The 22,128-nt window shown below is 56.2% G+C and carries 24 protein-coding genes; 2 read left to right on the top strand and 22 right to left on the bottom strand.

Annotated features, from left to right (window positions below; all coding sequences use genetic code 11):
- Genes IAE48_RS21565 through gspG form a run of 12 tightly spaced genes read right to left on the bottom strand, consistent with a single transcriptional unit; the run spans position 1 to position 9,139 of the window.
- Entirely contained in the window at positions 1-516 is a 516-nt protein-coding gene (locus IAE48_RS21565; RefSeq protein WP_200135546.1) for a type II secretion system protein, read from the bottom strand.
- Positions 503-859, bottom strand: a complete 357-nt coding sequence (locus IAE48_RS21560; RefSeq protein WP_083699380.1) for a type II secretion system protein — start codon at positions 857-859, stop codon at positions 503-505. The genes IAE48_RS21565 and IAE48_RS21560 overlap by 14 nt, the downstream gene beginning before the upstream one ends.
- A complete protein-coding gene (locus tag IAE48_RS21555) occupies positions 846-1,319 on the bottom strand; it encodes a type II secretion system protein (protein WP_200135545.1) in 474 nt (157 codons plus the stop codon). The genes IAE48_RS21560 and IAE48_RS21555 overlap by 14 nt, the downstream gene beginning before the upstream one ends.
- Positions 1,319-3,184: a secretin N-terminal domain-containing protein gene (locus IAE48_RS21550; protein WP_042712139.1), complete on the bottom strand. Its 1,866-nt coding sequence runs from the start codon at positions 3,182-3,184 to the stop codon at positions 1,319-1,321. The genes IAE48_RS21555 and IAE48_RS21550 overlap by 1 nt, the downstream gene beginning before the upstream one ends.
- Positions 3,181-3,699 carry a hypothetical protein gene (locus IAE48_RS21545; protein WP_200135544.1) on the bottom strand — a complete coding sequence of 173 codons (519 nt, stop codon included), beginning with the start codon at positions 3,697-3,699 and terminating at the stop codon, positions 3,181-3,183. The genes IAE48_RS21550 and IAE48_RS21545 overlap by 4 nt, the downstream gene beginning before the upstream one ends.
- Complete coding sequence (locus IAE48_RS21540) at positions 3,696-4,244, bottom strand: hypothetical protein (RefSeq protein ID WP_200135543.1); 549 nt, start codon at positions 4,242-4,244, stop codon at positions 3,696-3,698. Before IAE48_RS21540 ends, IAE48_RS21545 begins: the two co-directional genes overlap by 4 nt.
- A gap of 8 nt (positions 4,245-4,252) precedes the next feature.
- Positions 4,253-4,777 (bottom strand): hypothetical protein, encoded by a 525-nt coding sequence (locus IAE48_RS21535; protein WP_200135542.1) that lies wholly within the window; start codon positions 4,775-4,777, stop codon positions 4,253-4,255.
- A gap of 2 nt (positions 4,778-4,779) precedes the next feature.
- Positions 4,780-5,466, bottom strand: a complete 687-nt coding sequence (locus IAE48_RS21530; protein WP_200135541.1) for a hypothetical protein — start codon at positions 5,464-5,466, stop codon at positions 4,780-4,782.
- Positions 5,444-7,081, bottom strand: coding sequence for a GspE/PulE family protein (locus tag IAE48_RS21525; protein WP_232045061.1), 1,638 nt, complete (start codon positions 7,079-7,081; stop codon positions 5,444-5,446). Before IAE48_RS21525 ends, IAE48_RS21530 begins: the two co-directional genes overlap by 23 nt.
- Positions 7,081-8,259, bottom strand: a complete 1,179-nt coding sequence (locus IAE48_RS21520) for a type II secretion system F family protein (RefSeq protein WP_200135540.1) — start codon at positions 8,257-8,259, stop codon at positions 7,081-7,083. The genes IAE48_RS21525 and IAE48_RS21520 overlap by 1 nt, the downstream gene beginning before the upstream one ends.
- Entirely contained in the window at positions 8,247-8,702 is a 456-nt protein-coding gene (locus IAE48_RS21515) for a transglycosylase SLT domain-containing protein (RefSeq protein ID WP_225975698.1), read from the bottom strand. Before IAE48_RS21515 ends, IAE48_RS21520 begins: the two co-directional genes overlap by 13 nt.
- 14 nt (positions 8,703-8,716) lie before the next feature.
- Positions 8,717-9,139, bottom strand: a complete 423-nt coding sequence (gspG, locus tag IAE48_RS21510) for a type II secretion system major pseudopilin GspG (protein ID WP_200135539.1) — start codon at positions 9,137-9,139, stop codon at positions 8,717-8,719.
- A gap of 233 nt (positions 9,140-9,372) precedes the next feature.
- Here gspG and IAE48_RS21505 point away from each other — a divergent pair, with 233 nt between their 5' ends.
- Positions 9,373-10,056, top strand: coding sequence for a response regulator transcription factor (locus tag IAE48_RS21505; RefSeq protein ID WP_034814117.1), 684 nt, complete (start codon positions 9,373-9,375; stop codon positions 10,054-10,056).
- A gap of 98 nt (positions 10,057-10,154) precedes the next feature.
- On the opposite strand, the gene IAE48_RS21500 is transcribed toward IAE48_RS21505, so the two are convergent.
- The 10 genes from IAE48_RS21500 to queA all read right to left on the bottom strand — a co-directional run bounded on the left by IAE48_RS21500 (position 10,155) and on the right by queA (position 21,394).
- Positions 10,155-10,931, bottom strand: coding sequence for a lytic polysaccharide monooxygenase (locus IAE48_RS21500; protein ID WP_200135562.1), 777 nt, complete (start codon positions 10,929-10,931; stop codon positions 10,155-10,157).
- A 197-nt stretch (positions 10,932-11,128) separates the two neighbouring features.
- Positions 11,129-12,697 (bottom strand): glycosyl hydrolase family 18 protein, encoded by a 1,569-nt coding sequence (locus IAE48_RS21495; protein WP_200135538.1) that lies wholly within the window; start codon positions 12,695-12,697, stop codon positions 11,129-11,131.
- Positions 12,698-12,865: 168 nt separating this feature from the next.
- The gene (locus IAE48_RS21490) at positions 12,866-14,185 is read right to left on the bottom strand and encodes an ATP-binding protein (protein ID WP_200135537.1); all 1,320 of its coding nucleotides are present in this window, start codon (positions 14,183-14,185) and stop codon (positions 12,866-12,868) included.
- A 63-nt stretch (positions 14,186-14,248) separates the two neighbouring features.
- Complete coding sequence (locus IAE48_RS21485) at positions 14,249-14,968, bottom strand: Hpt domain-containing protein (RefSeq protein ID WP_200135536.1); 720 nt, start codon at positions 14,966-14,968, stop codon at positions 14,249-14,251.
- 14 nt (positions 14,969-14,982) lie between these two features.
- Positions 14,983-15,600, bottom strand: a complete 618-nt coding sequence (locus IAE48_RS21480) for a response regulator (protein WP_233631699.1) — start codon at positions 15,598-15,600, stop codon at positions 14,983-14,985.
- Between the two features lie 232 nt (positions 15,601-15,832).
- Positions 15,833-16,804 carry a protein translocase subunit SecF gene (gene secF, locus IAE48_RS21475; protein WP_094419490.1) on the bottom strand — a complete coding sequence of 324 codons (972 nt, stop codon included), beginning with the start codon at positions 16,802-16,804 and terminating at the stop codon, positions 15,833-15,835.
- A 10-nt stretch (positions 16,805-16,814) separates the two neighbouring features.
- Positions 16,815-18,662 carry a protein translocase subunit SecD gene (secD, locus tag IAE48_RS21470; RefSeq protein WP_076769460.1) on the bottom strand — a complete coding sequence of 616 codons (1,848 nt, stop codon included), beginning with the start codon at positions 18,660-18,662 and terminating at the stop codon, positions 16,815-16,817.
- 27 nt (positions 18,663-18,689) lie between these two features.
- On the bottom strand, positions 18,690-19,022 hold the full coding sequence (gene yajC, locus IAE48_RS21465; RefSeq protein WP_023481946.1) for a preprotein translocase subunit YajC: 333 nt from the start codon (positions 19,020-19,022) through the stop codon (positions 18,690-18,692).
- 21 nt (positions 19,023-19,043) lie between these two features.
- A complete protein-coding gene (gene tgt / locus IAE48_RS21460) occupies positions 19,044-20,171 on the bottom strand; it encodes a tRNA guanosine(34) transglycosylase Tgt (RefSeq protein WP_023481912.1) in 1,128 nt (375 codons plus the stop codon).
- A 158-nt stretch (positions 20,172-20,329) separates the two neighbouring features.
- Positions 20,330-21,394 carry a tRNA preQ1(34) S-adenosylmethionine ribosyltransferase-isomerase QueA gene (queA, locus tag IAE48_RS21455; RefSeq protein WP_042712175.1) on the bottom strand — a complete coding sequence of 355 codons (1,065 nt, stop codon included), beginning with the start codon at positions 21,392-21,394 and terminating at the stop codon, positions 20,330-20,332.
- Between the two features lie 93 nt (positions 21,395-21,487).
- Here queA and acpH point away from each other — a divergent pair, with 93 nt between their 5' ends.
- Complete coding sequence (gene acpH / locus IAE48_RS21450) at positions 21,488-22,069, top strand: ACP phosphodiesterase (RefSeq protein ID WP_042712176.1); 582 nt, start codon at positions 21,488-21,490, stop codon at positions 22,067-22,069.
- Positions 22,070-22,128: the final 59 nt, after the last annotated feature.

Genomic DNA, 22,128 nt, shown 5'->3' with positions numbered 1-22,128 from the left:
TTATCGCTCCGGTTTATTAAGCAGCGAGCGGCAGGCAGACGGGAGCGGTGCGGAGAGCACCTCCGGGGTTTTGAACAGCCACTGTTCGTAGCGCTCCGCCTGTTTGAAATTCTTTATCTCAGGCGGGAAGAGGGTTTGGCGCAGCGGCGTACCGCGCCCTTTGCTGTAGACACCCACCCAGCGCCCCTGCTTGTCATAGCTCATCCCCCAGTCGCGCGAGCCGGTGAGCGGATCGGCAAACCACTGGCGCAGATGGGCGACGGGCTTTTTATCGCGGCTATCCTGTAGCAGATCGTCAAAGCCCAGCGGAAAGCAGCCGCTGCCCTTTTTCTGATAACTGTGGATCGCATTGCGGATCTGCACGCCGCGAAAAAAGAGCTCCTCCTCCTGCTGCTGGCGAAACTGCACCTCGCGCGAGCGGGTCTCTTTCAGCAAGGAGAGCGACAGCATGGTGAGCATCAGCAGCACCCACAGGTAGGTGAAACCGCCCTGCGCTGCGGGCTTACTCCTGTGCATTTTCCTGCTCCGGCAGGGAGGGCGAAGTAACATCGATAATCTGATCGTTCTCATCACGCTTCACTTGCCAGTTGTCGCGTCGCTGGGTGACGGGATCTAAGGGAATATCAAACAGGTACCCCTGCTCAACCAACTCCTCCAGTTGCTCCGGCCCGCTCAGCCTATCGTGACGCCAGGCGGCAATCGCCGCGCGCAGAGCGTTGCGGTTATGCTGCAACACCACAATTTTTGCGCGCTCGGTTTGGTTAAAAAAACGCGGCGCGACCAGCGTCATCAGCGTGGCGATAATCGCCATCACCACCAGTAACTCAATCAGCGTAAAACCCTTTTCACCACTGCGCATACGGCACTCCATTCAGTCCGGGCTGCATGCTGGTGGAGCTGACATCCCAGATATCCTTCCCGCCGGTGCTTTCACCGGGTGCCTGCGTCGAGGCGCGCAGCCGCCAGGTCTCGCTGTTCGGCTTGCCTTCACAGTCGCAGAAGGGATCGCGCGGGATGGCGCGCAGCAGGTAGATCTTCTCCCGGTTGGCCGACTTTTTATTGATCACGCCATCCACCAGTTGATTCAGCGACACCGGCCAGTTCGACATATCCGCCTCTTTTTCGATAATCCCCTCTTCACTCAGTTGCGCATAGCGATCGAGGGCGGTACGGATCTGGCGCAGCGCCACACGCAGCGCCTCTTCGTTGCGCTGCTGGATCTGACGCTGGTAAATCGGGATGGCGGCGCTGGCAAGCGTGGCGAGCAGCGCCAGCGATACCAGCATCTCAATCAGCGTAAAACCGTTGCGCTGCACCATTACGGCTTGCCTTTGGCAAGGGTTGGTGCCGGCACTTTTTTCAGCGCCGGGAAGGTGGCGGGCGGCGTCAGCGGCGGTGGCGCAAAGTGCGACGCTTCAGGCGTCTCCTCTGCGGCAGGCGGCAGGTAGGCGCTCTCACCCGGCGCATCTTCGCTGCCCATCTCAATGGTGTTGATATGGGTGCCCGGCAGATCGATGCTGCGCTCAATGGTCGGCGTGATCAGCAGCACCACTTCGGTCCGCTCATGGTTACTTTCGTGGCTGCCGAAGAATTTGCCGAGCAGCGGCAGATCCGCCAGCCCAGGCAGACCGTTCAGCCCTGCACTGTCGCTCTCTTTGATCAGCCCCGCCAGCATCTGCGTCTCCCCGTTCTGGCTGCTGAGCACGGTGGCCGCATCGCGGTTGTTGGTACGATAGTAAGCGACGCCATCTTTTGAGTGTTCGGCGCTGCCGATAGTGCTGAGGTTAAACTTCACATCCATCGAGATAGTGTTATCGACGCTGATATCCGGCGTGACTTCCAGCTTCAGACCAACATCCTGATACTCCACCTGCTCTTGTGAAAAGCTCTCAGAGATACTGCTGGTCAGCACCGGGATGCGCTCGCCAATCTCCACCACCGCCTTTTTATTGTTTTTCACGCGGATGCGCGGGTTCGCCAGCACGCGTCCATGGGAGCGGATCTTCTGCATATTGGCGCTCAGCCCCTGGCCGGAGCCGAGATTGACGAACATATTATTTTTATTCAGGGCGTTAATGGCGATATTGCTGTTGCCGGACTCGATAGCGTTAAAGCCTATGCCAATCTGCCCTGGGAAGTTGATGCCCAGGGTTTCAACATCTTTGGCGTCCACTTCCAGCACCTCTACCGCCAGCGTCACCTCCGCTTCCGGACGGTCGAGGGTCAGCAACAGCTGCTCGGCTTTTTCCACGCTTTCACGCGGGCCGCGAAAGGTCACCGAGTTGGTGCGCTCATCAACATGGACATCGCGCAGCTTAATCAAATTACGCAGCGCCACATTCAGCTCTTTCGCTTTGGCGTAGCCGAGAAAAACCGTTTTCACTACCGTATCGCGGTAGAGCTTCTCTTTCTGCATCGTGGCGGGATAGATCAACAGCGTGTTGCCATTGAGGATCTTTTTACGCAGCTGGTTAGAGAGCAGCAGCAGATTGAGGGCGTTCTCCGCGCTGGTATCGTGGGCGATCAGGCTGGCAGTGGCCGCATCGGAGACATCCTTATCGTAGATGATATTGATGCCGGTAATCTGGCTGATGGCAGCGAAGATCTCCTTCAGATTATGCTTGCTGAAAGTGAAGCTGACGGGCTTGCGCAGCTCGCGCTTGATCTTCTTCTCCGGCTGATTCTGCACGGCTATCTCACGCATCAGACGGTCACGCATCTCTGCCGCCTGCGGCCAGCCGGGTGACTCTTCCAGGATCTGCTGGATTTTGGCTAACGCCTGCTCCGGGTCGGTTTGATACTGCGCCCGCGCCTGCTGGTAGAGCTTATCCAGCACGCGCAGCCGGTCGATTTTCTGTAATCCCTGCTGCGCGACAAAGTGGCCCGGCTGATAGCGCAGCACCGCTTCCCATGCGCGGCTCGCCGCAACATAGTTATTTTTCGCCGCCGCCTGGCGGGCGGTCGTGATATAGCCCTCCACTAACTGCGTCACCAGCAGCTGCCGCTGCGTTCGCAGCTTCACATCCTGCGGGTGGCTCTTAAGCTGGTTATCGATACGTTGCAACGCATCACGCAGCGACGCCGTATTGACGGGGGCGGCATCTTCCGGTGCGACGGGTTTGCTGCTTGCGCAGCCGGTCAGCAGCGCAAGCGCACACACCATAGTGAGAATCGGTTTTTTCATTGTGTTGTTACGGCTTGTGTAGTCAAAGAGTTAAGGCTGATGCTGTATGGCTCATGCCCCGGTAATGATTCAAAAAGCAGGCTGCCCTGCGCCATCGCCTGCAGTCGCCAGTCGGGGGTGATCAGGCCGCCAGGCCGGATATACCCCGCTTTACGACAGGCGTCACAGAGCAGCCAGTTACGTGCGCCATCCGTCAGGATGACGATGCGCATGCCGTTGCGGATCCACAGCCCCACCGCGCGAAAAGGGAACGTGACGCGCTGCACCTTTGCCACCGGCGCGGGCGCGGCCGCTTTCGTTGCCGGTGCGTTATAGACCGGGAAGAGATCGGCAATCGCGCTGGCATCATCTGTGATATGCAGCGGCCGGTTCGCCTGGCGCGGCGGGCGCGTCTCATCTGGCGCAGCCTGGCTCATCTCGGGGCCGTTTTCTGCACCTTCGTCGGTGACATGCACCCAGAGAAGCAGCCCGGCGGTCAACAGCAGCAAGATTTTCAGATATCGCGGCAGCTTCATGACGCCTCCAGACCCGATGCCAGGCTCAGCGTTAACTGCAGCGTGATCAGCAGATGGGCGCTCTCCGGGCTGGCACGGCTAATGGCGAGCCTGTCGACATGAAAGATCAGGCTCTTACTCATGGTGATGAGGGATCGCGTCAGGTTTTTCCACTCGCCCTGCAGCGGAATGGTCAGCGCCAGCGCGCGTTGACGCCCTTTGCCGTTTTTGCCGAATTGATAGCGGCTGCCGTCAACCTGCAAATGGTTCTGCTGAAAAATGTCGAACACCGCTTTCACCTGCTGATACTCGGTGTCATTCAGCGTGCGCTGTAAGAGCGCCGCGCTATTGTCAGGCTGTGGAGAGAGCGCCAGTGGTTTATCTAACTGCAGCTCCAGCTGCGCATTTTCACCAACAAGCTGGCGCTTTTCCGGCGCGAGCGCGCACTGCCAGTAAGCGGCCATCAGCAGTGGTACGAGCGCCGCCAGCAGCGGTGCCCTGCCCGTTTTTTCCACGACAGAGGCCAGTGACCAGCGCAGCCAGGGTAAAGAGAGGGAAAATCTCATATGTTCACTCAGAGCCGGGGGTTGTTGGGATAGATGATTATCAGCGTGGCGTTGACCGCCCATTTCTGGCTGAGCTCCTTTGACGGCGTGTGGTTTTGCAACTCAACCCGCGCCGGGATAGCCTCCAGACGGGTGCTGAAATCGAGCAGCGCCTCAAGAGAGATCGCTTTGACCTGCAGCCGCACCACTTTTTTCTCCGGCTCAACGCTGACGTTCATGATCGCCACATCGGGCAGGAGTAATTTCGCCAGCGGATTCAGCATCGCCACCACCTGCATAGCGGCTCTCGCATCGGGCTGATGTTTTTTCATGCGCGCTGACAGACCGCGAACAATTTCATCCCGCTTCGCCACCGTCTCCAGCAGGTGCTGATGCTGGCGCTGTAGCGCGTCGCGCCGTTGATAATCGTTGATAGTCGTCAGCAGCAGCCCGCCGGTCAGCAGCAGCACGACCCCCATTACCGGCCAGGCGGCGCGAGGACGGTAGTGAAAACAGGGAGCGGGCCAGCTTTTAAAAGCCGATATGGAAAACATCCTTACTCCCCTGTGGCATCAATATTATTGAGAAAGAAGTGCGGAACGGCGCTATCCAGCCCCATCAGCCGCGCGGTCTGGGCAACCTGCTGCCGCGCGCTCACGCCCGCGTCATTGTGCAGACACCACGCCTGCTGCCACTGCCCGTGCTGGCGCGAGACAAAGATTGTCGACTGCTCATCACGCAGACAGAAGAGTGCATCGGCAGGGAGTGCGCCGCGCCACGCGCGAAGCTTTTGGTGCAGCGCGACATGAATACCGCCCACACGCAGTTTCCATTTACGGGCGGTGAGCAGTAACGCCTGCCAGAGCGCTTCATCAATCGCCGCCGCCAGCGCCGTTGCGCCGAACTGCACCGAGATAAAGGCGGTTTTACACGCCAGAACATGGCGCCAGAAAGGTTGCCTGGCGGCCTCGGTGGCAGCGAAGCTGCGTAACTCCTCCGGCGTGCTCAGCCCGGGCTGCCAGGGCACGGTAAAGTAGTGGATCCGGCTGCTGCTCAGGCAGAAGCTGAGCTTTCCCCACCAGGGCAATCCTGAGGTGTGGGCGCGTAACAGCTGGTCGAGCGCCTCATCCAGCGCGGTCTGTGCGGTTAACGCCTGTTCGCCAAGCACCCGGTTGCCCCGGCGCAGCACCAGACGCTGCGGATGAATGTCGCACTGCAACTCAGGCGGGAGGAGTGATAACACGGTTGATCTCCGAAAAAGTGGTTTTGCCCTCCAGCACCGCGCGAATGGCAACGTTATGCAGCGGGACAAAGCCTTCTGCTAAAGCGATTTCGCGCATCTGGCGCACCGAGGCGCGCATCTGGAGCGCCTCCTTCATCCTGTCGCTGAACGGCAAAACTTCCGCCAGCGCCAGCCGGCCACGAAACCCGCTCTGCCGGCAAGCCGGGCAGCCGCGCCCTTTACGCCACACCGGCGTCAGCGTGTGTAGCGCGCTCTGCTGCCACTGATGAAGATCCTGCTCGCTCGGCTGCGCCTCCTCCAGGCACTGCGGGCAGATGCCGCGCACCAGCCGCTGCGCCAGCACGCCGCGCAGCGCGGAGAGCAGGCTGTTGGCATCGACGTTCATATAGAGAAAACGCTCCAGCACGCTGAAGACATCGTTGGCGTGGACGGAGGAGAGCACCAGGTGACCGGTAAGCGCAGCCTGCACGGCGATACCCGCGGTTTCGCTGTCGCGGATCTCACCAACCAGAATGGTGTCAGGATCGTGGCGTAATATGGCGCGCAGGCCGCGGGCAAAGGTCAGCCCTTTTTTGTCATTGACGGGAATTTGCAGCACATCGTTAAGCTGATACTCAACCGGATCTTCAATGGTGATGATCTTATTGTCGCCGGTGTTCAGCTCGCTCAGCGCCGCGTAAAGGGTGGTCGATTTGCCGCTGCCGGTCGGCCCGGTGACCAGCACCATGCCGTGCGGCTGGTGGGTTAACAGGCGGATTTCGCGCAGCGTATGGTCGTCAAAACCGAGCGTTTCCAGGCTCAGGGTGCTGCTATGGGACTTGTCGAGCACGCGCAACACGGCATCCTCGCCGTGAATACCCGGCACCACCGAGACACGAAAATCGACCGGGCGCTGGTGGATCATCGCTTTAAAGCGACCATCCTGGGGAATGCGCCGCTCCGAAATATCCATGCTGCTCAGCACTTTAATGCGCGAAATAATCTGACCGGACGCCTGAATACCAGGGCAGTGACGAATAGCGTGAATGACACCATCAACGCGGTATTTGACCGCCAGGCCGTCCGGCGCGGCGCTCAGGTGGATATCGCTGGCGCGGCTCTGGATCGCATCATAGAGCGTGGCGTTAACCAGCTTGATAATCGGGTTGCTCTCACTGGCGATATTGCCGGGGGTGATCTCAAGGATCACCTCATCTTCGCCCTCTTCATTTGCCTGCTGCTCAAGCTGATCGAGCGTGCGCTGCTGGCGGGTCAGCGCCTCAAGCTGCTCGCGTAACCAGCCGGGCGAGGCAATGGCAAGCGTAACCGGCAGCCGCTGCGCCCACTGGCGTAGCGCCAGCGAAAAGGGATCGCTCAGCAGCAACCACTGACGATCGCGCCAGCACACCGGCAGGACATGCATCGCCAGCGCGTCATTGAGGGGAATATGCTGAAAATCGACGGTGACCTCATCCTCCGCCTCCGGGGCAAAGAGCGCGATACCGAGTGCCGCGGCAAGCGCGGGCAGCGCGGCGGGCTCGGCGTCAATCAGCTTCTCAAACGCTTCGCTGCGCCCGGCTTCATCAACCGCCAGCAGGTCATCAATCAGGGTGGAAACTTCCGGCTGCGACATCATCAGGACATACTCCCGGCCATCTCAAAAATGGGCATATAGAGCAGAAACACCACCAGCCCGACAATGCCGCCGACGATCATCATCAGTAACGGCTCAAAAATGCGGGTGAAGGTGTCGATGGCGCGCTCCAGCGCCTCGTCATAAAAGCCCGCAATGCGTTCGCACATACCGGCTAACTCCCCGCTGCGCTCGCCGACTTGCAGTAAACGCATCGCCACCGGGGTGGTTAAATGCTGACTCTCCAGCGACTCCGAAACGCTCTTGCCCGCCATCACATGCTCCACCACGGTGTTGAGCTGGGAGTGGTGGCTGACCGGGATCACCGACTGGGCAAGGCGCAACGCATGGGTAACCGGTACGCCGCCATCAAGCAGCAGACCAAGGGTGCGATAGAAACGCACCAGAATGGTGAGGAACTGCTGCTGGCGCAGCTGGGGGATTTTCATAGCAGCGCTCATCAGTAGCTGTTTGGTCCAGCTCTGCTTACACACCACGATCAGCACGCCAATCGTGGCGATGGTGCCCATTAACAGCTCCGGCCCCGACTGCTTAACCAGCTGTCCCCACCACAAAATCAGCTCGGCGCTGCGACTGAGGGTGTTCACCCCTTCAAACACCTGTGAAAAGCTGGGCACGATAAAGCCCAGCAGGAAACAGACAATCAGCCCGCCAACCGTCAGCACAATCAGCGGGTAGGTTAAGGTGCCGCGAATGCGCTTACGCAACTGCTCAAGGCGCTGTTCATAGAAGTGGTAGCGTTTCAGGGCGTTGGCCAGCTGGCCGGTTTGTTCAGAAGAGGCGACGGTATTAACTAATAGCGGTGGAAAAATGTCGGGCTGGGCGGCCATCGCCTGGGATAACTGGCTCCCGGCGTAGAGCTTCTCCAGCAGCCCCTCCAGCATCTCCAGCGCCTGTTCATCGCTGGAGCAGGCGCAGAGTGTTTCGATCGCTTCGGTCACCACCAGCCCGGCATCCAGCAGCGCCATCAACTCCTGCGTAAAGAGCGTCAGCGAGACGCGCTTTGTCGGGTGCTGCACCTGTTGCGCCACGCGCAGCACCACATAGCCTGCCTGTTGTAACTGGTGTCTGGCTGAAATGGGCGTATCGGCCTGGGTGCGGATTTTTTTGCGTTTACCCTTTTCTAAATAGGTCACTTCCCAGGTGCTCATTTTTCCCATGCCGCGAACTCCTTATCGTTACTTTTCAGCCCCTGATAAATACGCGCCACTTTTTGGCTATAGCGCAGGCGAGCTAAATGCGTTTTCCTGTTACGGGCGTTCCCGGCGTTATAGGCGCCAACCGCTTCCCAGTTATAACCAAACTGGCGAATTTGCCCGGCCAGCACCCAGGCGCCCGTTATGACGTTTTGGCAAGGGTTAGTAATAAGCGAGCGCGCGGTGATGTGATATTGCCTGAGCTGCGCAAAATGCTGGCTGTTGATCTGCATTAAGCCGACATCCGTGGAGCCATTACGATTTTTATGCACCGCCGTTGGCGATAATCCCGATTCAACCACAGCGATCGCTTTTAATAATGCCGGCTCAATACCGTAACGCGCGCCTGCACGTTGCCAGCAATGGGCTTCAGCGCTATGCCCCGCCAGCAGAATAAGTACCAGCATTAGCCGAATCATTATCAGAAGCCGTAGACAATGGCCTTGCCATTATTATCAGTGGTAGAAATATCCACTTCATAGACGCTTTGCGATTGTCGGCTCGGGTTGTGCCACTGATACTCTTTGCCCCATGGATCATGAGGAATTTTTTGCGCCAGATAGGGGCCGTTCCAGTTATTGACGTTATCGGGCTTCTCAACCAGCACATTTAACCCCTCTGACTCTGAAGGATAACTGCCGGTATCCAGCCGATATTGCGTTAATGCATCGGCAAAGGCGTGCATCTGGCGTAACGCGGTTTTTTCTTTTGCCTGATCAACATTGGAAAATAATTTCGGGCCAACAAAGCCGGCCAGCAGCGCAATGATCATTAATACCACCAGCAGCTCAAGCAGTGTAAAACCCTGCTGCTGATTAATCCTATGGCGTTGTTGATAATTCATGATTCACTTGCTCACTCAAAGAATTGCCGTTTACCGTGGCTATTCTCCCCCGATGCAACAGAGACGAAAGCTGATTGCTCCCGCGGCATTAAAGAATGCTCTACCTGCGCGCGGAAATCTCTTTTCCGTAAATGGCCGCTGATTTTTCTTACTGGTCAGATAGAAATAACGTCAGGAACGCCGTATGGTGCTTTTGTACTCTTCATTCCTACAGGACGTTGGGAGGATAATTAATGCCAATTAATATATTGATTGCCGATGAGCATACGATAATACGCCGGGGGATGACCTCGATGATTAACTCTCTGAAAGCCAGTAATATCAACACAGAGAGGTTAGATATAGAGGTTGTCGGCGACACACATGAACAAACAGAACTGCTGAATATTCTCGCAAATAAACAAGTTGACCTTCTTTTCCTCGGCTACGGACTGACCACAATAAAAACCGGAAGCCCCTTATCAGAATTAGATGGCATCGCGCTGGTTAAATGGATTTCAGGCCGCTACCCCAAAACAAAAATCATCTTCTTATCTCCGTATAACAACACCAATCTTATTCGTATTGCCCTCGAAGCCGGCGCCAAAGGGTATATCAGCCGTAATACCAGTGAGCGCACATTATGGCGCGCCATGGCCACCGTCTTAATGGATGAAGTCTATATTGAGCGCGGCTTAATGGACTCCCTCTTCCGCCGCGATGCCATCACGCCGCAGGAGCTCTCAACGCGCGAAAGTGAAGTATTACGCCTGCTCTGCCGTGGTCTCTCATTAACCACCATCTCCAGACGTATGAATATCAGCATTAAAACGGTGAGCGCACATAAACTGCGGGCAATGGCGAAACTGAATGTGCGAACCGACTGCCAGCTCTACTGCCTGCTGTTCCAGACGCGGATGTTTGATATCGCGATGTAACTACAAGGCCAGCCATTTCACTTAACACCGCCACTGCGCCAGCGTAATAAAACAAGGCCATCCACTTTGCTGTATGACCTTGTTTTTTCTACCGCCCCCTATTTCACTTCGCTCCAGACTTCATGCACGCCCGGCTGGTTGCCACGCGTCCACCAGCGCGCCTGATACTCTTTGCCGTTCCACGTTACCCTGTCGCCGCCAACATAGACGGTGTCGCTGTGCCACTGCGCCGGGAGATCGCTCTGGGGATCCTCGTCCGGGGCTGGCGCGGGCGCGTTATGGCCGCCGAAATCGACGTCAATCACGTTGTAAAAGGTAGCGCCTGTATCAGCGACATCCCACGCCGCGAGGATCACATGGTAACCCTCACGTTCGGGGATCGTGCACTCATGAGGCATATCCGGACCGGCGCTGGGCCGAATGTTATTCCCTTCGATATGACAAAATGGCTTGCTCTCAAAAGAGGCGCGCGTCAGCGGCTGGGCGGGGTTCCAGTCGCTCTTCGTCAGGTAGTAATCCCACGATTTGGTTTTGTGCGGCGCGGTATAGGTCCAGGTGAACGCATGTTTGCCCGCGTTAATGGGATGTTTCGCCCAACGCGTTTCACTCTGCTCATCCAGCCGCCCCATTGAGGCTAATCCCGCGCTGGCGAGATGACCATCCGCAGGCCCTCTACTGGCCGCAGGAAAACCATCAGGCCCTTCAACGCTCTGCATCTCATACAGCGGACCGCTGCCGCAATCTTTATTTTGGTAGCCCATATTGGCATTGCACATATATGCGCGTGATGCCGGGAGAGAGACATAACCATGCGCCAGCGCACCGCCTGCCATACATAATGTAATAACCGCCAGGCCTATTTTTGAATAAGTCATACGTGCTCCGTTTAGTAGGGAAATAGATCCACGCAGTTAAATTAATCGCTTATCGCCCTCGCAGTAATATCAACCTTCTTTTATCCCTTCAGAGGCAGCGTAATATAGCGAGGAAAATTCCCAGCCGGGACAAATAAAAAAAGGCCGCAATGAAAATATTGCGGCCAAAACATCAAAAAGATTAACTCAACTAGAACTTACTCAATTACCTGCCACACTTCATTCGTGCCTGGCTCATTAGCACGGGTCCACCAGCGTGCTTTATACTGCAGCCCTTTCCACGAGACTTGATCACCGCCGACATAAATCTTATCGTGCTTCCACTCGTCAGCAGCGACGGGATTATCCGGAATAGTGACGCTGCCCTCCTCCGGCACATGCTTAATGGTCAACGTCAACGGCAGGGAGTCATGCACGCCATCGTTCACCGTCAGATTGAAGACCAGCGTGCTCTCCTGATCCGGCGCATTGAGCGTAAAGCTCGCTTTCTGCTGGTTAGCATTAGTCAGCGTTACATGCGGGCCAGAAACCTGCGTCCAGCTCCAGCTAAGCGCTGCGCCCTCTGGATCCGTTGATGCCGAACCATCAAGCACCACGGTTGCAGCGCCGGTCACCGTTTGCGGATAAACGGCGTTCGCCACGGGGATATGATTCTCCACCTGCGGTACATCGCCGCCCGCCGCCTGTTTCATCTCATTGAGGTAACTCACCTGGTCCGGGAAACTGAGCTGAACATTATTGGAGCCAAGCGCCCAGACGAAGACGCCGCCGTAACCCTGCTCTGCCTGCCAGGCGGCACGCGTCAGGTTATTCTCTTTGGATTCAACATAGCGGCCTTCCGGCCCCCACTGGGAATTGATGGTATTGCCGAGAATAATCTTCTTCTTGTCGCCCACCGCACGCGCGTAGTTGGCCATCGCGACGTCATAGCGGAAACGCGGACCGGCGTCATAGGTCATGACATTAAAGAAGTCGAACACATCGCGCCCGGCGGTGAGCAGCCCCAGCACTTCGCCGTGATGCGCCGAACGGGCATCCTCAATAAACGAGCAGTTTTCCATCACCGATGGGCTGGCGCAGGATTCAGGATCGGCCCCGACGTGATAGGTCGTCAGGCTCAGCACTTTACCGCTGTTCGGCCCGAGCAGCGACTTAACGCGCTTCGCGAGGATCAGCAGGTTTTGGTTCTCCTGCGGCGTCAGGCGGGCCACTTTTTCATAGTCGAAATCGATGCCGTCCAGTTGAACCGTGCCTGCTTTCTGGAAACTCGCCATATTGCAGGTTTTATCCCAGTTGGCGCTTAAGCAGCCGCCGACCATCTCTTCCGGCTTCATATCCTTTTTGTAAACCGGGAAGTCGGTTTTCAGCAGTTTAACCAGCCCCTGCGCAATCTTTTCGCGGCTCGCGGCATCGGCAATATAGCCCCACATTCTTTCATAGGTCTCCCCGCCGAAAGCCACCAGCATACGTTTAGAGGGCGCAGCCAGCTTGGTCTGTGTCCAGGAGGTATAGGAAGGAGAGAGCCAATACGGGTCATACTCAGCAGGCTTAATGATGTTGTCAGAAGAGGAGATCTCACCATTCTGATTCCAGCCGCCAAAGGAGAGGAAGAAAGTATCAACATTGGACTTCTCTAACTGGGTCGCGGCGTCCTGTGGAAGACCCCAGGATGTCAGGTAACTCATGATGCGGTTATTTTCAGCCGCTAACACAGATTGCGTTAGTAATACTGAGCCAATCAGGGCAGCTAAAGAGAGCTTTTTCAATGTAACCTCCTGTTACAGGGTAAGTAATTATTCTGTCCTCCATATTAATCGCGGCCATTAATAATCCTATTAGCGCCCTCTTTTCCCGATTGAGAAGCGAGAGGTATTAACAAGGAAAATTCCTGGCAACAATTGATGCTGTTTTTCACTCGCCAATTAGCGCCGCGTTTATATTATCCATTGTGCAATATCCTGCTGGCTGCAGGGTTTAAATAAACAGCCATCCATCCCCGCTTGCTGGCACTGCTCAATAATCTCTTGCTGGGCAATAGCGGTAAAACCTAACAGCGTCGCACGGGAAATAGCCTGCTGCTGCTCCTGCAGACGAATGGTTTTCGCAAGCGTAAAGCCATCCATCAGCGGCATATTGCAATCCATCAGAATGTAATCAAACGGTTTGTGGGCATGCCATGTTGCCAGCGCCTCTTCTCCGCTTTGCGCTTCGATCACCTGGTGGCCGAGCAGCTCAAGCTGGTGGCGCAGCAGCAGCAGGTTTGGCCGGTAGTCATCAACAATCATCACCCGCCTGCCTTTGACGGTCGAAACCGGTATCGCGGGCAGGCTTCGCTGCGCGGGACAAGGCTCTTGTGACGGCGGTAACGTGAGTTGCAGGGTGACGCAGCTGCCTTTGCCTGGCGTGCTGTTTAGGGTCAGTTTCCCTGCCATTAACTCGCACAACGCCCGGCAGATGGCGAGGCCAAGGCCCGAACCGTTTCGAGCACCATCCTCATTGGGGCCGAACTGTGCAAAAGGGGTAAAAAGCCGCGCCTGGTGCTCTGGCGCAATGCCCGGCCCGGTATCGGTAACGCTCAGCGAAACCGCAACCCGCTGTGCATCCGTTATCTGGTGGGAGAGCGTAATACGGATCTCCCCTTCACGGGTGAATTTAATGGCGTTACTCACCAGGTTGGAGAGGATCTGCTTGTAGCGCCAGGGGTCAATCAGCACCGGACAGCGCGCGCCGCCCACAACTGAAAACCGGAGAGCAAGCTGCTTCTGCTCGCTCGCCTCTTCAAAGAGCAGCACCACGGCGCGGGTCAGGCTAACCAGCTCCTGCGCAGAGGGCTCAAGGGGCATATGACCCGACTCGATGCGCGACATATCCAGCACATCACCGACTAACGCCAGCAGATCTTTTGCCGCGTCGTGCGCCACCTCCAGCATCGGCTGGGCATGCTGCGTCTGGGCAATCTGCAGTTCCAGAATGCCCAGGATCGCATTGAGCGGCGTGCGGATTTCATGGCTCACCATGGCGAGATAGTGGGTTTTCGCAAGCGTTGAGGCCACACTCTGGTTACGCCTGCGCTGCCTGCGGATACGCAGTGCCAGTCCGCAAACCAGCAGCAGCACGCCGATAAAAATGGCGCTCAGTAAACCGACATAGTGCCCGCGCGCAGAGGTAGCGGCAGATGCTGGCAGAGAGAAGCTAAAAAGCCCCGGCATATAAGCAAGCCATAAGAGGCGATAACAAGGCGTGCTGCGCATCATCTGCTCCGCGTTAAACAGGTCACCATTAACAACAGGGAGAGCTGTTTAACCGTCGGCACTACATTAACGTTGCGCGGGTAACAGCCCCTTACATTGACGAAGCGACGCAAACAGCGCGGAAATAAAATTGATGCGCATCTTTTCGCTCTCCTGCGTATTTATGACCCCGTTATCCAGCAGCGCGGGCAGGCGTTCCATAATGATGCAGCTGCGTCTGGCGTGGCTCATGCCCAGCAGATGCCAGGAGGATTTCATTCGATGGGCGATGTCAGCGATTGCCGTGAACGGCGCCTGCGCAGGCAGGCTGGCGAGGTGCTGGATATCGTCATTAAGTGTCTGAATTAGCACCGGGATCATCGCGTTAACTACCGCCTGCTGCCCGCCGGCAAGCGCGTTTAGCTCACTGAGGTTCAGCATCGGTGGCGCGCTACCGGGCAAGGTGTCGGTTATCGGTAAAGGAAGCAGCCTGTCAAAACCGTTAAGACGCAGCAGAGAGGGATTTAAGGTTTCCAGGGTTGCGCTACAGGCCAGTAGTAACGCTGGTGGCGCGAAGGTACCGATCAGCCCGGCCGCCAGCACCCTGTCGATAAGCATCAGGCCCGGAGTGGGTTGATGGGTTAAATCAATCAGTAAGGCGTTCCAGTGCCGGGAGCACAGCGCGCAAATGGCTGATTCACCCTCAATGACGTCGATCTTATTAAGAACATCAGCCCGGCACTGCCGGGTTAATAGCCGCTGTTGCGAGGCGTTAAAAGTGACGAGCAGGTTTGCTGGCTTCTTCATCTTTCTGTCGGTGATCAGCTGACCAGCCCAAGCTGTTGCAGCTGTTGATAGAGCTCATATTCGGAGGTGACGCCGAGCTTACGCATCGCGCTCTTTTTTTGTGCGCTGACGGTCTGTTTGGTGCGGTTAAGGCGGGTGCTGATATCGCTCACCGTTAAGCCGCGCAGCAGCAGACGCAGCACTTCACTCTCTTTTGGCGTCAGGCTGATGCCCCTCAAGGCCGGTGCGTCGACGGAGGGTTTGCTGGGTGCAAACGCGCCGGTGAGCCCTTTTATAACGTGCACTAACTCCGTTGAGAGCCCCGCTTTACTGAGCACGGCATGTACGCCGAGCTGGCGTAACGCGCGCTCAATTCCAGGGTTGTTGATCATTGTCACCACAATAATCACCAGTGCGGGCCAGCGCCGCTTAATTAGCTGAATAAGCGCAAGGCCATCGTTATATTTATCCCCTGGCATACTGAAATCGGTAATCAGAATATCGATATCATCACGTTCGAGTTTGCTTATTACGTCATCAGTGGTGAGCGCTTCGTCAACAATGTGATATTGCCCGGCAAGCGGTGTGAGTAATGCGCGCAGTCCCATTAAATAGATGGGGTGATCGTCTGCTATCAGGATCTTTTTTTCCATTACCATGCTTACGGATGTTGAGGTGGCATCGTCGTTACGAGAGTGGCGGCTACTCTAGCAAAAACCTCTCGGTGGAGGGTGAATATTTATTGTTAATAACGCAAGAGAAGTGAATAAAATTGCAGAAATAATATATGTGACAAATAAAAATAATTAACCAATAAACGCTATGTATATTTCAGGCAAAAAAAACCGCAACGTTACGCTGCGGTTTTTTATTATTGCTCGTTTGTTACGGCAGAATCGAGGGCTGATCCGCCCCCTCTTTTTCCACTTTCTGCTGCAGGAGATGCTCGCGCTTCATCCCAAGTTTCAGCGCCAGCGCTGAAGCAACATAGATGGAAGAGGCCGTACCGATAGAGACACCGATCAGCATCGTCAGCGAGAAGCCTTTCAGCATCGCGCCACCGAAGAGATAGAGCATCAGGATCACTACCAGCGTTGTGCCGGAGGTGATCAAGGTACGATGCAGCGTCTGCGTCAGCGAGATGTTGAAGATCTCATACGGCGTACCGCGACGGATCTTACGGAAGTTCTCACGGATACGGTCCGATACCACGATACTGTCGTTGAGCGAGTAACCGATCACCGACATTAGCGATGCCACGATGGTCAGATCAACCTCGATCTGGAACAGCGACAGCACGCCCATGGTAATGATGACGTCGTGCGCCAGCGCGATAACCACGCCCGCCGCCAGACGCCATTCAAAACGGAAACCGACATAAACGAGGATGCTAATCAGCGCCACCAGCAGCGCCATGCCGCCGGTTTGTGCCAGATCCGCGCCTACGCTCGGGCCGACGAACTCAATACGCTTCACGGCGGCATTCTGGCTGGTCGCTTCGTTAATCACGCTAACCACTTTGCTGCCCAGCAGCTGCCCGCCGTTATCGCTCTGCGCGGGCGGCATGCGTACCATGATGTCGCGGCTGCTGCCGAAGTTCTGCAGCAGCGGATCCTGGAAGCCTGCTTTCTCCAGCGCTTCGCGCATTAAGTCCATATCCGCCGGTTTCTCCAGCGAGATCTCAATGACCGTACCGCCGGTAAAATCCAGGCCCCAGTTAAAGCCGCGAACACCCATCACAACGATGGAGAGGATCAGCAGCGCGCCGGAAATGATAAAAGCCCAGTTGTCCCAGCGCATAAAGTCCCAGACTTTACGGCCATGGTTCAATTGTTCAACAGTATAATCCTGTGCCACAACGCACTCCTCAGATAGACAGCTTGTTAATGCGTTTGCCGCCGTACAACAGGTTGACGATGGCACGGGTACCGACAATAGCGGTGAACATGGACGTCGCCACACCGATACCGGTGGTGATTGCAAAGCCTTTGATTGAGCCAGTACCGACCGCGTAGAGGATAAGCACTTTGATCAACGTGGTGATGTTGGCATCGAAAATGGACGAGAACGCGCCCTGATAACCTTCGTGAATCGCCTGCTGTACGGATCGCCCGTTGCTCAGCTCTTCTTTGATACGTTCGTTTATCAGTACGTTAGCATCCACCGCTACCGCAAGGGTTAGCACGATCCCCGCAATCCCCGGCATGGTCAGTGTGGCACCCGGTAACAGGGACATAATGCCGACAATCAGCACCAGGTTCGCCAGCAGCGCTGAGGTCGCGATCAGGCCAAACTTCTTATAGAAGAAGAGCATGAAGATGATCGACACCGCCAGACCAGCCAGACACGCTTCCAGACCCTGAGTGATGTTCTGCGCCCCGAGGGTTGGACCGATGGTACGCTCTTCCACGATCTGAATCGGCGCAATCAACGCACCTGCGCGCAGCAGCAGTGAAAGCTGACGCGCTTCGTTGGCGTTTTCGATACCGGTAATACGGAAGCTGTTGCCGAGGCGAGACTGGATATTGGCGATGTTGATCACCTCTTCCTGCTTCACCAGCACCGAACGACCGTTAGCATCTTTTTTACCGCTGTCTTTGTACTCCACAAACAGGGTCGCCATCGGTTTATTGATGTTGTCCTTGGTGAAGTTAGACATGATGTTACCGCCCGCGCTGTCCAGTGAAATATTCACCTGCGGCACGTTGTACTCATCCATACTTGAGGTTGAGTCGGTAATGTGGTCGCCGGTGAGGATCACGCGTTTGTACAGCACAACTGGCCGCCCATCACGTGTCTCTTTCACTTCGGAATCACCCGGAATACGGCCATTTGCCGCAGCGGAAGCATCGACATTGGTGTTAACCAGACGGAACTCAAGCGTTGCGGTCGCGCCAAGGATCTCTTTCGCGCGCGCCGTATCCTGAATACCCGGCAGTTCAACCACGATGCGGTCAGCGCCCTGGCGCTGCACCAGCGGCTCGGCAACGCCAAGCTGGTTGACACGGTTACGCAGGATATTGATGTTCTGCTGAACAGCATATTCACGGGCTTCGCTCAGGCGCGCATCGCTCATCACCACGCGCAGCACGTTATCGCCCTGATTAGAGAAGACGAGATCGCGATGACGGCCGGTCAGGTAGGTATTCGCCTGATCGCGCGCCGCGCTGTCGCGGAACTGAATGCTAAGACCATAGTTATCTTCCTTACGCACGGTGGAGTAAGGAATGCCTTTTTCCCGCAGATCGCTGCGCAGGCTGTCGATATTCTGTTCCTGCAATTTGCCCAGTGCCGTTTGCATATCCACTTCCATCAGGAAGTGAACCCCGCCACGCAAGTCGAGGCCGAGTTTCATCGGTTCCGCTTTCAGGAGGGAGAGCCAGCGAGGCGTTGCCGGTGCGAGGTTGAGCGCGACAACATACTTGTCGCCTAATGCGCTAAGCAGGACTTCGCGGGCGCGCAGCTGGGTGTCGGTCGATTCAAAGCGAGCAAGTACCGTGCCCTCTTCCATCGCCACAGATTTCCAGCTGATCTTTTCTTTTGTTAGTTCGTTCCGGACCTGGATCAGAGTTTGTTCGCTGGCGGCGACACCGCGCGCGCCAGAGATCTGAACAGCCGGATCCTCACCATAGAGGTTGGGAAGTGCGTAAAGCAGGCCGACGATAAGGACGACGACCAGCATGATGTACTTCCACAAAGGATAACGGTTTAACACGGCAGTTCCCTTTGGGAAAAACGAAAATTACAGCGCCTTCATGGTGCCTTTCGGCAGAACGGCAGCTACGAAGTCACGTTTGATTACCACTTCAGTGGTGTCGTTCAGTGCGATAGCAATGTAGCCGGTTTCCGCTACTTTGGTTACGCGCCCAACCAGGCCACCGTTGGTCAGCACTTCATCGCCTTTCGCGATGGAGTCCATCAGCTTTTTATGCTCTTTGGTACGTTTTTGCTGCGGGCGCAGGATCATGAAATAGAAAATCAGACCAAATACTACCAGCATCAGGATCAGAGACATCGGGCTGCCCTGTGACGGTGCGCCTGCTGCCGCTACCGCGTCAGAAATAAAAAAGCTCATTCAAATTCCCTCATTATTAAATTAATCAACGTTCAAAGGTGGAACCGGTCGACCCTGACGCTGGTAAAAATCTGCTACGAAGCTCTCTAATTTACCCTCTTCAATAGCCTTGCGTAAACCAGCCATTAAGCGCTGGTAGTAGCGCAGGTTATGAATGGTATTGAGACGCGCGCCCAGTATTTCGTTGCAACGATCGAGATGATGCAAGTAGGCGAGCGAATAATTGCGACAGGTGTAGCAATCACACTCGGCATCGAGCGGGCTGGTGTCGCTCTTATATTTTGCGTTACGGATTTTCACCACGCCGTTGGTCACGAACAGGTGGCCGTTACGCGCGTTACGCGTCGGCATGACGCAGTCGAACATGTCGATGCCGCGACGCACGCCTTCGACCAGATCTTCCGGTTTACCTACGCCCATCAGGTAACGCGGTTTATCTGCGGGGATCTGCGGACAGACGTGCTCCAGAATGCGGTGCATATCCTCTTTCGGTTCGCCCACAGCAAGACCGCCGACAGCGTAGCCATCAAAGCCTATCTCTACCAGACCTTTGACGGAGATATCGCGTAAATCTTCGTAAACACTGCCCTGAATAATGCCGAACAGCGCGTTTTTGTTGCCCAGCCCGTCAAAGCGGTCACGGCTACGTTTTGCCCAGCGCAGAGACATCTCCATTGAGCGTTTGGCGTAATCCCAATCCGCCGGGTACGGCGTACACTCGTCAAAGATCATCACGATATCGGAGCCGAGATCGTACTGAATCTCCATCGATTTTTCCGGATCGAGGAAGATCGGATCGCCGTTGATCGGGTTACGGAAGTGAACGCCCGCTTCGGTGATTTTGCGGATATCGCCGAGGCTGAACACCTGGAAGCCGCCGGAATCGGTAAGGATTGGCCCTTTCCACTGCATAAAGTCGTGCAGATCGCCGTGCAGCTTCATGATCTCCTGCCCCGGGCGCAGCCACAGGTGGAAGGTGTTACCCAGAATGATCTGCGCACCGGTGGCTTCGACCTCTTCCGGGGTCATCCCTTTCACGGTGCCGTAGGTGCCAACAGGCATAAACGCCGGCGTTTCAACCACGCCGCGCTCAAACACCAGCCGGCCGCGGCGGGCGCGTCCGTCGGTGGTATCCAGTTCGAATTTCATCTTTTCTCCAACACCAGATAGACAGTCTGATGATTACTCTCTGTTGCGGACTCACTCCACAACCTCGAATTGACCAATCCGCACGCAAGGCGTTATTGGCGCAGCCTCTCTGGACGCGGGCACTGCCCGGATCCAGAAGGGCACGTAAAATAGCCCTGTTAAGGGCGCTCTAAAATCGCCTGCGGATTGTACGTGATAAACATCGCGTCCCCGTAACTAAAAAAGCGATATTTTTCAGCAACTGCGGCGCGGTACGCATTCATGGTGTGTTGATACCCGGCAAAAGCGGAGACCAGCATGATCAGCGTTGATTCCGGCAGGTGGAAGTTGGTCACCAGCGCATCAATCACTTTGTATTGATAGCCCGGATAGATAAAGATTTGCGTGTCGCCGAAGAAGGGTTCGATCAGGTCCGCTTTTGCCGCCTGCGCGGCGCTCTCCAGCGAGCGCACGGAGGTCGTGCCAACTGCCACGACGCGGTTGCCGCGCGCTTTTGCCGCCAGCACCGCATCAACCACCTCTTGCGGCACTTCGGCATATTCGGAGTGCATGATGTGATCTTCGATGCTATCAACGCGCACCGGCTGGAAGGTGCCGGCACCGACGTGCAGCGTGACAAAAGCCATCTCAATGCCTTTGTTGCGCAGGCGCTCGAGCAGCGGCTCATCAAAGTGCAGTCCAGCTGTCGGCGCGGCAACGGCGCCAGGCTTCTGGCTATAGACCGTTTGATAGAGTTCGCGGTCGGCGTCTTCATCCGGGCGATCGATATAGGGTGGCAACGGCATATGGCCGATGGCGTTAAGGATATCGAGCACCGGGCGCTCATCGTGGAATTCCACTTCAAACAGCGCGTCGTGGCGGGCGACCATGGTAGCCTGAATATCTTCCGCGTCGCCCAGCAGCAGCTCGGCACCCGGCTTCGGCGCTTTCGAGGCGCGAATATGTGCCAGAATACGTTTATCGTCGAGCATGCGCTCAACCAGTACTTCAATCTTGCCGCCGCTGGCTTTACGCCCGAACAGACGCGCCGGAATCACGCGGGTGTTGTTGAACACCAGCAGGTCGCCCGGGTTGAGCTTATCGAGCAGATCGGTGAAAGTACCGTGCGTCAGCGCGCCTGTTGGGCCATCCAGCGACAGTAAGCGACAGCTGCTGCGCTCAGGCTGTGGATAGTGGGCAATCAGGGATTCGGGTAACTCAAAGGAGAAATCGGTAACGCGCATGACACTAACTCGAGACATAAAATAAGAGGCGGGTAGTCTAGTGCCCACGCCCCTTCGCTGCAACCGTTAGCCGCTTTTGGATAAATAATAGAGATGAATTTTTTAGCACACCTGCACCTTGCTCACCTGGCGAACAGCTCCCTTGCCGGTAACCTGCTGGCGGATTTTGTTCGCGGCAACCCGGAAAACCTCTACGCACCGGAGGTGGTGGCGGGGATCCATATGCATCGCCGTATTGATGTGCTGACCGACAATCTGCCGGAGGTGAAGGTCGCCCGCGAATGGTTTCGCCCCGAAACCCGGCGGGTCGCGCCGATTACGCTTGATGTGATGTGGGATCACTTCCTGTCGCGCCACTGGGCAAAGGTTTCGCCCGATATCGAACTGGTGGATTTTATACATTATGCCCATTCGCAGGTGGCGACTATTCTGCCCGACTCGCCGCCACGTTTTATCAATCTGAACAATTACTTATGGTCGGAGCGCTGGATGGAGCGCTATGGCGAGATGGCGTTCATTCAGAATGTGCTCAACGGCATGGCGAGCCGCCGCCCGCGGCTGGAGGCGCTGCGTGACTCATGGCAGGATCTTGATGCCAATTATCACGCGCTGGAAACGCAGTTCTGGACGTTTTACCCACGCATGATGGCGCAGGCGCGCGCGGGGACATTGTAAACGCCGTCACGTTTGGCATGGCATTGCCGGATGGCGCTACGCTTATCCGGCCTACAAAA

This window comes from Kosakonia sp. S57, from assembly GCF_016516575.1.
Classification (GTDB): domain Bacteria; phylum Pseudomonadota; class Gammaproteobacteria; order Enterobacterales; family Enterobacteriaceae; genus Kosakonia; species Kosakonia cowanii.
Note: the sequence above shows the minus strand (reverse complement) of the source record. Positions and strands in the feature narration are given on the sequence as shown.

What these genes read in the sequence shown, in the direction of transcription:
- IAE48_RS21515 (WP_225975698.1), bottom strand. Translation starts at nt 8,702, where the DNA reads ATGCTGGTACTTATTCTGCTGGCGGGGCATAGCGCTGAAGCCCATTGC.
- IAE48_RS21540 (WP_200135543.1), bottom strand. Translation starts at nt 4,244, where the DNA reads ATGAGATTTTCCCTCTCTTTACCCTGGCTGCGCTGGTCACTGGCCTCT.
- tgt (WP_023481912.1), bottom strand. Translation starts at nt 20,171, where the DNA reads ATGAAATTCGAACTGGATACCACCGACGGACGCGCCCGCCGCGGCCGG.
- IAE48_RS21555 (WP_200135545.1), bottom strand. Translation starts at nt 1,319, where the DNA reads ATGGTGCAGCGCAACGGTTTTACGCTGATTGAGATGCTGGTATCGCTG.
- IAE48_RS21505 (WP_034814117.1), top strand. Translation starts at nt 9,373, where the DNA reads ATGCCAATTAATATATTGATTGCCGATGAGCATACGATAATACGCCGG.
- IAE48_RS21480 (WP_233631699.1), bottom strand. Translation starts at nt 15,600, where the DNA reads ATGGAAAAAAAGATCCTGATAGCAGACGATCACCCCATCTATTTAATG.
- IAE48_RS21560 (WP_083699380.1), bottom strand. Translation starts at nt 859, where the DNA reads ATGCGCAGTGGTGAAAAGGGTTTTACGCTGATTGAGTTACTGGTGGTG.
- IAE48_RS21535 (WP_200135542.1), bottom strand. Translation starts at nt 4,777, where the DNA reads ATGTTTTCCATATCGGCTTTTAAAAGCTGGCCCGCTCCCTGTTTTCAC.
- acpH (WP_042712176.1), top strand. Translation starts at nt 21,488, where the DNA reads ATGAATTTTTTAGCACACCTGCACCTTGCTCACCTGGCGAACAGCTCC.
- queA (WP_042712175.1), bottom strand. Translation starts at nt 21,394, where the DNA reads ATGCGCGTTACCGATTTCTCCTTTGAGTTACCCGAATCCCTGATTGCC.
- gspG (WP_200135539.1), bottom strand. Translation starts at nt 9,139, where the DNA reads ATGAATTATCAACAACGCCATAGGATTAATCAGCAGCAGGGTTTTACA.
- IAE48_RS21485 (WP_200135536.1), bottom strand. Translation starts at nt 14,968, where the DNA reads ATGAAGAAGCCAGCAAACCTGCTCGTCACTTTTAACGCCTCGCAACAG.
- IAE48_RS21520 (WP_200135540.1), bottom strand. Translation starts at nt 8,259, where the DNA reads ATGGGAAAAATGAGCACCTGGGAAGTGACCTATTTAGAAAAGGGTAAA.
- IAE48_RS21525 (WP_232045061.1), bottom strand. Translation starts at nt 7,081, where the DNA reads ATGATGTCGCAGCCGGAAGTTTCCACCCTGATTGATGACCTGCTGGCG.
- IAE48_RS21490 (WP_200135537.1), bottom strand. Translation starts at nt 14,185, where the DNA reads ATGATGCGCAGCACGCCTTGTTATCGCCTCTTATGGCTTGCTTATATG.
- IAE48_RS21500 (WP_200135562.1), bottom strand. Translation starts at nt 10,931, where the DNA reads ATGACTTATTCAAAAATAGGCCTGGCGGTTATTACATTATGTATGGCA.
- IAE48_RS21545 (WP_200135544.1), bottom strand. Translation starts at nt 3,699, where the DNA reads ATGAAGCTGCCGCGATATCTGAAAATCTTGCTGCTGTTGACCGCCGGG.
- IAE48_RS21550 (WP_042712139.1), bottom strand. Translation starts at nt 3,184, where the DNA reads ATGAAAAAACCGATTCTCACTATGGTGTGTGCGCTTGCGCTGCTGACC.
- IAE48_RS21565 (WP_200135546.1), bottom strand. Translation starts at nt 516, where the DNA reads ATGCACAGGAGTAAGCCCGCAGCGCAGGGCGGTTTCACCTACCTGTGG.
- yajC (WP_023481946.1), bottom strand. Translation starts at nt 19,022, where the DNA reads ATGAGCTTTTTTATTTCTGACGCGGTAGCGGCAGCAGGCGCACCGTCA.